This window comes from Herbaspirillum sp. WGmk3, assembly GCF_023952535.1.
In the GTDB taxonomy this organism is placed as follows: domain Bacteria; phylum Pseudomonadota; class Gammaproteobacteria; order Burkholderiales; family Burkholderiaceae_D; genus Herbaspirillum; species Herbaspirillum huttiense.
Genome location: NZ_JAKYWT010000011.1, coordinates 44,142 through 53,755, shown reverse-complemented (window position 1 = coordinate 53,755; position 9,614 = coordinate 44,142). Strand labels below are relative to the sequence as shown.

At 62.3% G+C, this 9,614-nt stretch carries 10 protein-coding genes; 6 read left to right on the top strand and 4 right to left on the bottom strand.

The features are described 5' to 3' along the window. Positions 1-155 precede the first annotated feature (155 nt). Positions 156-581: a hypothetical protein gene (locus MKD49_RS25650; RefSeq protein ID WP_204726744.1), complete on the top strand. Its 426-nt coding sequence runs from the start codon at positions 156-158 to the stop codon at positions 579-581. A gap of 219 nt (positions 582-800) precedes the next feature. Here MKD49_RS25650 and MKD49_RS25645 read toward each other — a convergent pair whose 3' ends face one another. Together MKD49_RS25645 and MKD49_RS25640 are read right to left on the bottom strand one after the other, a co-directional pair. Further along, complete coding sequence (locus tag MKD49_RS25645) at positions 801-2,204, bottom strand: sensor histidine kinase N-terminal domain-containing protein (protein WP_252697707.1); 1,404 nt, start codon at positions 2,202-2,204, stop codon at positions 801-803. Between the two features lie 4 nt (positions 2,205-2,208). Then, positions 2,209-2,895 (bottom strand): response regulator transcription factor, encoded by a 687-nt coding sequence (locus tag MKD49_RS25640; protein ID WP_088755402.1) that lies wholly within the window; start codon positions 2,893-2,895, stop codon positions 2,209-2,211. A 258-nt stretch (positions 2,896-3,153) separates the two neighbouring features. Between MKD49_RS25640 and phnD the strand changes: the two genes are divergently transcribed. The 5 genes from phnD (at position 3,154) to glpD (ending at position 8,317) form a co-directional block, all read left to right on the top strand. After that, the gene (phnD, locus tag MKD49_RS25635; protein WP_088755403.1) at positions 3,154-4,143 is read left to right on the top strand and encodes a phosphate/phosphite/phosphonate ABC transporter substrate-binding protein; all 990 of its coding nucleotides are present in this window, start codon (positions 3,154-3,156) and stop codon (positions 4,141-4,143) included. A gap of 160 nt (positions 4,144-4,303) precedes the next feature. After that, a complete protein-coding gene (phnC, locus tag MKD49_RS25630; protein ID WP_013236645.1) occupies positions 4,304-5,074 on the top strand; it encodes a phosphonate ABC transporter ATP-binding protein in 771 nt (256 codons plus the stop codon). Next, a complete protein-coding gene (gene phnE, locus MKD49_RS25625; protein WP_121041338.1) occupies positions 5,071-5,874 on the top strand; it encodes a phosphonate ABC transporter, permease protein PhnE in 804 nt (267 codons plus the stop codon). Before phnC ends, phnE (MKD49_RS25625) begins: the two co-directional genes overlap by 4 nt. Then, entirely contained in the window at positions 5,867-6,700 is an 834-nt protein-coding gene (phnE, locus tag MKD49_RS25620; protein ID WP_252697706.1) for a phosphonate ABC transporter, permease protein PhnE, read from the top strand. Before phnE (MKD49_RS25625) ends, phnE (MKD49_RS25620) begins: the two co-directional genes overlap by 8 nt. A 12-nt stretch (positions 6,701-6,712) precedes the next feature. Continuing rightward, positions 6,713-8,317, top strand: coding sequence for a glycerol-3-phosphate dehydrogenase (glpD, locus tag MKD49_RS25615; RefSeq protein WP_252697705.1), 1,605 nt, complete (start codon positions 6,713-6,715; stop codon positions 8,315-8,317). Here the strand turns inward: glpD and MKD49_RS25610 are convergent. Then, complete coding sequence (locus MKD49_RS25610; protein ID WP_252697704.1) at positions 8,299-8,910, bottom strand: HupE/UreJ family protein; 612 nt, start codon at positions 8,908-8,910, stop codon at positions 8,299-8,301. The two genes, glpD and MKD49_RS25610, sit on opposite strands and share 19 nt — an antisense overlap. Before the next feature lie 59 nt (positions 8,911-8,969). Next, a complete protein-coding gene (gene ureG, locus MKD49_RS25605) occupies positions 8,970-9,602 on the bottom strand; it encodes an urease accessory protein UreG (protein WP_013236640.1) in 633 nt (210 codons plus the stop codon). Positions 9,603-9,614: the final 12 nt, after the last annotated feature.

Sequence of the window (9,614 nt, the reverse complement as noted above, 5' to 3'; positions counted from 1 at the left end):
AAGTAGGTCATCGTCAGGCTTGTTACTCCCAAGAACCCTCGTTACGCAAGTAGCGAGGGTTTTTGCTTTGTGCGCTCCGTTTTCATTTGGTCGGCAGGCGAAGCAAATTCCGGTGTGGCCAGAGCTGCCGATGCTGTCTTCTCGGTCAGAAAGCCATGAAACGCGCCAGGCCGTTGATGCAGATGGCTTGGCGAAACTCCGGTTCTGTCCGCCGCACTGACAAAACGGCGACTTGCTTCATCTTTTCCACAGGCGTTCTCTGCGCATCGTCCGCATATCGGGCCGTCCTACCCTCCTTCTTCATATCACCTCTGAACCACCCAACACCGGGCGCGGTTTGTCTTTTCCACAGGGCAGCAACAGGAAAGCCAGCTTATGTTTTCCACAGAGCCAACTCCTCTTCACTGGCCGTGGATGAATTGTCCACAGCGATCCTGCTGAGTCACGTCTTGCGCTTCTCAAGTCAACGTCATTCCGTTGCAGAACAAGGTAATGGATCATTTTCCAAGTTTCCTGGAGTATTCGAGACAAAACCCAACACCAAAAGAAAAGCCGGCAAAGCCGGCTTTTCTAACAAATGAGTGATGACAGCATCTTCGCGGGAAGCTAATCAACTTATCCCCAATTCCGCCACGGATGCGACGCAAGCTACTTTGTCCACAGCCTGAACTAAGTGGAAACAGTGTACAAAATCTTATACACAGGCATTCGAGGTGGCCATCCCATGCTGTGCTGAATGACGAACGAGGCCGACAAAAAACTAAGTTTTCCACACCCTCCACATTCCTGCGACTCAACGCTCACCCCGCAACAGATCTGAAATGCACCAGTGCATCCAAGCCTTCAACCGCGCCCTCCTTACCGATCCGATTGCGCAAGCTGATGGTCGCCTGCATCGAATCTACAATCTCCCCGCAGATGGTCAGCCCCAACCCGCCGGCTGATGAGACATTGGAAGAAAACGCCTTGAACACATTCTCCATCGCCTGGTCATCGATTCCCTCTCCGCTATCCCAGATCAGCAGCTCCGCCACATCTTCCCGAGCACTGATGCGAATGCCCAGCTTCCCATGCACAGGCGTATGCCGGATCGCGTTATGCAGCAGATTGGAAATCAGCTCCCCGATCATCCACGGATGACCCATCACGAGTATCTTCTCTCCCTCCAGCTCGAAGTCCAGATCCTTCTCCGCAATCAGCGGCGACAGATCCACGGCCGTCTCGCGCGCCAGCATGCCCAGGTCACACACCTCCTGCGCACCGCGACCGCGTAACTGCTCGACCTTGGCCAGGGACAACAATTGATTGGCCAGCGTCGTGGCCCGCTCGACGGTACCCGACATCTCCTGCCAGATCACCGGTGCCGGCGCATCACCCCGCAAACCTGACTGCAGCTGCGTTTTCAGCACGGCCAATGGCGTACGCAACTGATGCGAGGCATTGGCCACGAAACGTTGCTGGTGATCCAGCAGCCGCCGCAAGCGCGCCATCAACTGATTCAAGGCATCGATGAACGGCTGCAATTCACGCGGCGCCATCGGTGGTGCCACGGGCGAGAGATCATCGGCCGGCCGCTCATCAAGCTGCCGCCGCAAGGCATCCACCGGTTGCAGCGCACGCCGCACCACATACAAGGTCACCGACACGATCACCACCAGCAAGGCCGCCTGACGGATCAGCGTCTCCCAGAAAATCTTGCGTGCCAGCGCACTGCGGTTCTCCATCGTCTCGGCCACCTGCACCAGTGCCGCGCCGCGCGGATCATTGGTCACCACCGGCTGGAACAGCGCTGCCACCCTGACCGGTACGCCGTTATAGGTATCTTCGTAGATATGCGCCAGGGCCGGATAGATGGCCTCCTTGTCCGCCTTCCCCTTGTAGGAAGGCAGATCCTGATCGCCCTCGAAGAACTTGCCGTCCAGGCCGTTGATGCGGTAAATCATGCGGCTCGAATAATCGGCCTCATAAATTTCCAGCGCCGCATAAGGCAGCGAAGCCTTGAGCTCGCCATTCTCGATGCGCAACAGATCGCCAATCGAATGCACCGAGGCAATCAGCATGCGGTCATAAGCGGTATTGACCGACTCCAGCGTATTGCGATAAAGCGAGAAGGAATCGATGACGATGAACAGCGCAATCGGTGAAATGATCCACGCCAGCAGATAGGCACGTACCGAACGACGCCGCGAAAACAGATGTGCCACGTCCTCAGCCCTCGCCACCCTGCTGTTGCCGATCCCGCAGCAGATACCCCAGCCCGCGCAGTGTCATGATCTCGGCACCGGTCTCCATGAGTTTCTTGCGCACCCGGTGCACCACCACTTCGATGGCTTCGAGCTGCGTGTTCTCCTCCATCGGGAAAACCAGCCTGAACAATTTCTCCTTGGTCACCGCATGTCCCGGCTTGGCGATCAGTGCCTTCAACAGCGTATGCTCGCGCGGCGTCAACTCCAGCGGCTCGTCGTCACAATAGAAAGCCCCCGATGCCCGGTCAAAGCGCAAGCGCCCGCAGCGCTGCCCGCCATCATCGGCATTGGTCCGCCGCCGCAGCAGCGCACGGATGCGGGCATCGAGCTCATCCAGATCAAAGGGCTTGGCCAGGTAATCATCGGCACCGGCATTGAGTCCCACCACGCGATCGCCCACTGCGCCGCGCGCGGTCAGCACGATCACCGGGGTACCGATGTCCTGCGAGCGGATGCGCTGCAGCAGGTGCAGCCCGTCCAGTCCGGGAATATTGAGATCAAGCACCACCAGGTCGCCGATCCCATCCTTGATGTGCGAGAGCGCACTGATGCCATCGCCGCAATGCGTGACCTGGAAGCCGCGCCGTTCCAGCGCGCGTACCAGGGCGCGCGACATGTCGATGTCATCCTCTACCAGCAGGATATGCATGATCTCCCGTGTCGTTATCGTTGTGCAGCCGCCTTTATACCGCCAATCCACGCGGGGCGCGAGTCCCGTCTCAGCACGCTTTGAAAGCAGATTGAAAGCCGCTGGAAAGGCAGCTGACAGGAAACCCCCTCCTCGGCGGCCTCGCCCCATGGCAAAAGCCGTCCCCCTCGCCTACACTCCCGCACATCGCCGGCCACGCACCGATCAACACCGCCGTCGCGACCGGCACCAAGACCAAAACCATCTCCAGGAGACAGCATGACCCCACGTCTGATCAAGACCCTGTTGGCACTCGCCCTGGCCGCTCCGGCCATCGCCTTCGCCCAAGACACCTGCAGCAATCGCGGCGACCTCGACCAGCAATACTGCGACGCCAATCACGACCTGACCGCCGACACCCCCACCGATCCCAAGAAGCTGAAGAACCCCAATACCTTGGTCTTCACCTTCACCCCGGTGGAAGATCCGGCCGTCTACGACAAGATCTTCAAGCCCTTCACCGACTACCTGTCGCAATGTACCGCCAAGAAGGTGGTCTTCTTCCAGGTGCAATCCAACGCTGCTGAAATCGAAGCCATGCGCTCGGGCCGCCTGCACGTCGGCGGCTTCTCGCCGGGACCGACCAACTTCGCCGTCAACATCGCCGGTGCCGTGCCGTTTGCCGTCATCGGTGACGCCAAGGGTTATCAGGGTTATACCCTCAACGTGATCGTGCGCAAGGACAGCCCGATCCAGAAGATGACCGACCTCAAGGGCAAGAAGGTCGCCCACACCGCGCCCTCGTCGAACTCCGGCCACATGGCCCCGATGGCCTTGTTCCCCAAGCTGGGCGTGACCCCGGACAAGGACTACAAGGTCATCTTCTCCGGCAAGCATGACCAGTCCATCCTGGGCGTGAACTCGGGTGACTACGATGCTGCCGCCGTGGCCTCCGACGTGTTTGACCGCATGGTGGAGCGTGGCGTCATCAAGGCCGAGAACTTCCGCGTCATCTGGCACAGCGAGAAATTCCCGACCCAGGACTTCGCCTATGCACATGACCTGGAGCCGAACTTCCGCGACAAGATGCTCAAGTGCTTCTACGACTATCGCTTCACCGATGAGCTCAAGAAGGCCTTCGCCGGTTCCGATCGCTTCTACCCGATCAACTACAAGAAGGACTTCGAGATGGTGCGCTTCGTCGCCCAGTCCGCCGGTGAATCCTTCAACCGCGCCGCCTACGACAAGCAGAACGCCGGCAAGAAGTAAGCATCATCGAAAGGCATCCGTGACCTCCGGTCCGGATGCCGCAAGACGATTCCATCCAGCACAAGCAACACGGCCCCTGCCCATCGGCGGGGGCTGCGGCCCCTCGCATCCCGCAGTCCGCCGCGCACCACCAGAAACATCACCAGAGAAAGCGTCTCCCATGTCACACGCCATCGAAATCCAGGGCCTGGTCAAGGAATACAAGCCCGGTCATCCCATCCTCAAAGGCATCGACCTGAAGATTGGCGACGCCGGCCTGATCGCCATCATCGGCCCTTCCGGCACCGGCAAGTCCACCCTGATCCGCTGCATCAACCGTCTGGTCGATCCCAGCCGTGGTGCGATCTGGTTCGAGGGCGAAGGCAAGCGCGTGAATCTGGCCGAACTGCGCGGCCGCGCCCTGCGCGAACAGCGCCGCCACATCGGCATGGTGTTCCAGGAATACAACCTGGTGGAACGCCTTTCCGTGATGGAGAACCTGTTGTGCGGAAGACTGGGTTACGTCAATGCCTTCACCGCCTGGCGCCGCAACTTCGCCAAGGAAGATATCGCGCACGCGTTTGAATTGCTCGATACCGTGGGCCTGGGCAACTTCGCCAACCAGCGGGCTGACGCGCTCTCCGGTGGCCAGCGCCAGCGCGTGGGCATTGCCCGTGCCCTGATGCAGCGCCCGCGCCTGCTGCTGGCCGATGAACCGACGTCCTCGCTGGACCCCAAGACTTCCTTCGAGATCATCTCGCTGCTCAAGGAACAGGGCCGCGCCCAGAAGATCCCGGTCATCGTCAACATCCACGACGTGGAGCTGGCCAAGCGCTATGCCGACCGCATCATCGGCATGTCCGGCGGCCACGTGGTCTACGACGGCAATGCCGAGAACCTGTCGGATGACTTCCTCAAACAGATCTACGGCGGCGAGGACTGGCTGGCATGACGACCTCCTCCACTTCCTCCACGCCCCGCGTGAGCCTGGCCTTCAAGCCGCAACTGGCCACCCGCGTGGTGATCTGGCTGATTGCCCTGTATGCGATCTACGCAGCCACGCAACTGGGTTTCTCCTGGGAGCGCTTCTCTTCGGGACTTGGAAACGGCGCGAAATTCCTGGGCCGCATGTTCCCGCCCGATCTCTCCAAGGGCGACATTCTCTGGGGCGGCATCAAGGAGACCCTGCAGATTGCCGTGCTGGCGTCGCTGTTTGGCATCCTGTTCTCGCTACCCATCGGCCTGATGGGCGCACGCAACCTGATGCCCTCCTGGATATCCTGGCCTGCGCGCGCGCTGGTGTCGGTGTGCCGCTCGCTGCATCCGGTGATCGTGGCCATCCTGTTCGTCAAGGCCGTGGGCTTTGGCGCACTGGCCGGTGTGCTGGCGCTGATCGTGGCGTCCATCGGCTTCATCGGCAAGCTCTTTGCCGAAGCCATTGAAGAGATCTCCATCAAACAGGTCGAAGCCATCCGCGCCACCGGTGCCTCCTTCATGAACGTGATCCTCTTTGGCGTGCTGCCGCAGGTGATGTCGCGCTTCGTCGGTTTCTCGACCTACCAGCTCGACTCCAACCTGCGCAACTCGACCATGGTCGGCATCGTCGGTGCGGGCGGCGTGGGCGGCGTGCTGTTCTCCGCCTTCCAGCGCTTCGATTACGACTTCGTGCTCACCATCCTGGTCACCATCATCACCATCATCGTCGTCGGCGAATTGCTGGCCAATTCGGTCAAGAAGGTTTTCAATGTCTGATACCGTCCTCCCCCGCCCCGCTGCCGCGCTCAACCCGGCCGAGCGCGAATGGCAGCGCCATACGCCCCTGCAGCGCATCTTGCGTTTCACCGTGTGGCTGGTCATCGCCCTGGCCGTGGTGCAATCGTTGCGCTACATCGAGATCATCCCCGAGTTCCTCTACGATGCACCCGAGCAGATGAGCGACATGCTCGCCCGCATGTGGCCGGTCGACTGGGCCTACTTCAGCAGCGACGTGCAGGCCGGACTGATCGAGACCCTGCACATTGCGACGCTCGGTACCCTGCTCTCCATCGTGCTGGCCATTCCCTTTGGCCTGCTGGTAGCGCCCAACCTGACCCGCCATCGCGGCCTGAACCTGTTCGCCCGCATCGTGCTGGTGGCCAGCCGCTCGGTCAATTCGCTGGTGTGGGCGCTGCTGTTCCTGGCCATCTTCGGACCCGGTCCGCTGGCGGGCACGCTGGCCATCGCTTTCCGCTCGATCGGCTTCGTCGGCAAGATGGCCGGCGAGACCATCGAGCAGATGCCGCGCGGCCCCATCGAGGCGCTGCAGGCGTCGGGCGCGAGCAAGTTCTCCGAGATCTGGTATGGCTACTGGCCGCAATTGAAGCCCGCCTTCATGTCCATCGTGCTGCTGCGCTGGGACATCAACGTGCGTGAATCGGCCGTGCTGGGCATCGTCGGTGCCGGTGGCGTGGGCATGGTGCTCGATACCGCGCTGAACCTGTTCCAGTGGCCGCGCGTGGCGACGGTGCTGGTTTCCATTTTCGCCATCGTGATCGTGACCGAAGTGGTGGTCACGCAAATCCGCAAGCGCATACTCTGACCGGGAGCCAGCATGAAAGCACGTGGCATGGAAGGCATCACCTATCCTCCGCAATACGATGTGCTGGTGGTCGGCGGCGGCATCAACGGCGCGGGCATCGCGCGCGATGCGGCCGGGCGCGGCCTGTCGGTGGCGCTGTGCGAACAGCACGACCTGGCGCAGCATACGTCGTCGTCCTCCAGCAAGCTCATCCACGGTGGCCTGCGCTATCTGGAACATTATGAATTCGGGCTGGTACGCAAGGCGCTGATCGAGCGCGAAGTGCTCCTGCGCAGCGCCCCGCACATCATGTGGCCGCTGCGCTTCGTGATGCCGCATGACCAGGGACAGCGCCCCGCCTGGCTGATCCGTTTGGGCATGTTCCTCTACGATCACCTGGCCCGACGCGAATTGTTGCCGGGCTCGCGTGCACTGGACCTGCGCCGCCACGCCTCGGGGGCGCCATTGAAAGCGCAGTTCACGCGTGGCTTCGTCTATTCCGATGGCTGGGTCGATGATGCCCGGCTGGTGGTGTTGACCGCCATGGATGCCGCCGAAAAAGGCGCGCACATCATGACCCGCACCCGCTGCGAATCGCTCACGCGCCAGGACAACGGCTGGCAAGCGGTGCTGCGCCGTGAAGACGGCCATGCCATGCAGGTGCGCGCACGCTGCGTGGTCAATGCCGCCGGCCCGTGGGTGGCGCAGTTCCTGGGCGGTGCGGCCCACGTGCATTCGAGCAAGTCGGTGCGCCTGGTCAAGGGCAGCCACATCGTGGTGCCACGCCTGTTCGAACACGATCACGCCTACATCTTCCAGAACCCGGATGGCCGCATCGTCTTCGCCATTCCCTACGAGCAGGACTTCACGCTCATCGGCACCACCGATATCGAGTACCAGGGCCGGGTGGAAGACGTGGCCATCTCCGAGGATGAAACGGCCTATCTCTGTCAGCTGGCCAATCGCTATTTCGCCAAGCCCATTACGCCGGCCGACGTGGTGTGGTCGTATTCAGGGGTGCGCCCGCTGCTGGAAGACGCAGCCGCCGACGCCTCGGCCGTCACGCGCGACTACCAGCTCGACCTGAACACGCAAGGCGCCCCGCTGCTCTCCATCTTCGGCGGCAAGATCACCACCTTCCGCAAGCTGGCCGAGGAAGCGGTGGACATGATCGCGCCGGTGCTGGGCAACCAGCGCGGCGCGTGGACCGAGCACGGCTGCCTGCCGGGTGGCGACCTGTATGGGGCGCAGCCGTCCAATCGCTCGGTGCGCCAATTCGGTCACTACGTGGAAGGCTTGCAGCAGCAGTATCCCTGGCTGCCTGCCGCATTGTTGCAACGCTATGCGCGTGCCTATGGCAGCCGCACGCACGCGCTGCTGGAAGGAAGAAAGAACTTGGAAGAGATGGGAGAAGAAATCCTGGGCGGGCTCTATGCCGCCGAGGTGGACTACTTGTTGCGCCACGAATGGGCCACCAATGCGGCCGACATCCTGTGGCGGCGTTCCAAGCTCGGCCTGCATTTCCCCAAGGGCAGCGAGGCCGTGCTGGACGCCTGGCTGGCCGCGCGCGGCGGCCAGTCTTCAGGTCAGGAACAACCCGCCGAAGCGGGCGAGTTGCTTCAGGCAGCCAGCAGGTAAGCACCCACGGCGGCGATACCGACGCCGCCGATGCGCACCACGCGGTCAGCCATCTGCTTGCCCGCGATCAGGCCGATACCGAGGCCCGCGGCATGCAGCAGTGCGGTGGCGGCGATGAAGCCGGCACCGTACAGGGCGGCCGAGCTGCCGTGCGGCAGTTCAGCGCCGTGTGCGTAGCCATGGAACATCGCGAAGACCGACACCACCAGCGTGCTGCCCCACAGCGGCAGGCGCACGGCGAAGGCGATCAGCAGGCCCAGCACGGCCACCGAAGCGGCGATACCGGTTTCCACGGCCGGCACTTGCAGGCCGGCGAAGGCCAGCAGCGCGCCAGCCACCATCATCAGCGGGAAGGCCAGCGGCAGCACCCACAGGGCGCGCTGCTTGTTCTGTGCCGCCCACAGGCCCACGGCCAGCATGGCCAGCAGGTGGTCGATGCCCGAGAACGGGTGGGCGAAGCCGGCGGCCATGCTGGCCGAGGCATCCATGGTGGAACCCGGATGGCCGGGGTGCGCCAGGGCAGTGCCGGCCGCCAGTGCGGTGACGGCCAGGACGCCCAGGCGGGCGCGGGTCTTGGTCGAGAGGGGCAACATGTTTTCTCCTTGGGCTGATACGGCAGATTCTTGAATCGGGGAAGTGACAGGGTTCAGGTTCAGTTCTTCGGCTTCTCGTCCAGCAAGCCCTGCTTGCGGATGTATTCGATGACCTTTTCCACCCCGTCGCCACTGCGCAGGTTGGTGAACACGAAGGGCCGCTCACCGCGCATGCGCTTGGCATCGGCCGCCATGATATCCAGATTTGCGCCCACATAGGGAGCCAGGTCGGTCTTGTTGATGATGAGCAGGTCCGAACGGGTAATGCCGGGGCCGCCCTTGCGCGGAATCTTTTCGCCGCCGGCCACGTCGATCACGTAGATGGTCAGGTCCGACAGTTCCGGGCTGAAGGTGGCGGCCAGGTTGTCGCCGCCGGACTCCACCAGGATCAGGTCCAGGTCCGGGAAATCGGCGCTCATGCGGGCGATCGCTTCCAGGTTGATGGAGGCATCCTCGCGGATGGCAGTGTGCGGGCAGCCGCCGGTCTCCACCCCCATCAGGCGTTCTGCCGGCAGCGCATCGGCGCGCAGCAGGATTTCCATGTCTTCCTTGGTGTAGATGTCATTGGTGATGACGGCCATGTCGTAATGGTCGCGCATGCGCTTGCACAGCATTTCGCACAGCGCCGTCTTGCCGGAACCGACCGGGCCGCCGATGCCCACGCGCAGCGGATTGGAAGTGGAGTTGCTCATGGTTGGTCTCTT

Bases quoted from the DNA above. Each gene is read 5' to 3' on its own strand.
- MKD49_RS25650 (WP_204726744.1), top strand. From the start codon at position 156: ATGAAACGCGCCAGGCCGTTGATGCAGATGGCTTGGCGAAACTCCGGT.
- MKD49_RS25640 (WP_088755402.1), bottom strand. From the start codon at position 2,895: ATGCATATCCTGCTGGTAGAGGATGACATCGACATGTCGCGCGCCCTG.
- phnD (WP_088755403.1), top strand. From the start codon at position 3,154: ATGACCCCACGTCTGATCAAGACCCTGTTGGCACTCGCCCTGGCCGCT.
- phnC (WP_013236645.1), top strand. From the start codon at position 4,304: ATGTCACACGCCATCGAAATCCAGGGCCTGGTCAAGGAATACAAGCCC.
- phnE (WP_121041338.1), top strand. From the start codon at position 5,071: ATGACGACCTCCTCCACTTCCTCCACGCCCCGCGTGAGCCTGGCCTTC.
- phnE (WP_252697706.1), top strand. From the start codon at position 5,867: ATGTCTGATACCGTCCTCCCCCGCCCCGCTGCCGCGCTCAACCCGGCC.
- glpD (WP_252697705.1), top strand. From the start codon at position 6,713: ATGAAAGCACGTGGCATGGAAGGCATCACCTATCCTCCGCAATACGAT.
- MKD49_RS25610 (WP_252697704.1), bottom strand. From the start codon at position 8,910: ATGTTGCCCCTCTCGACCAAGACCCGCGCCCGCCTGGGCGTCCTGGCC.
- ureG (WP_013236640.1), bottom strand. From the start codon at position 9,602: ATGAGCAACTCCACTTCCAATCCGCTGCGCGTGGGCATCGGCGGCCCG.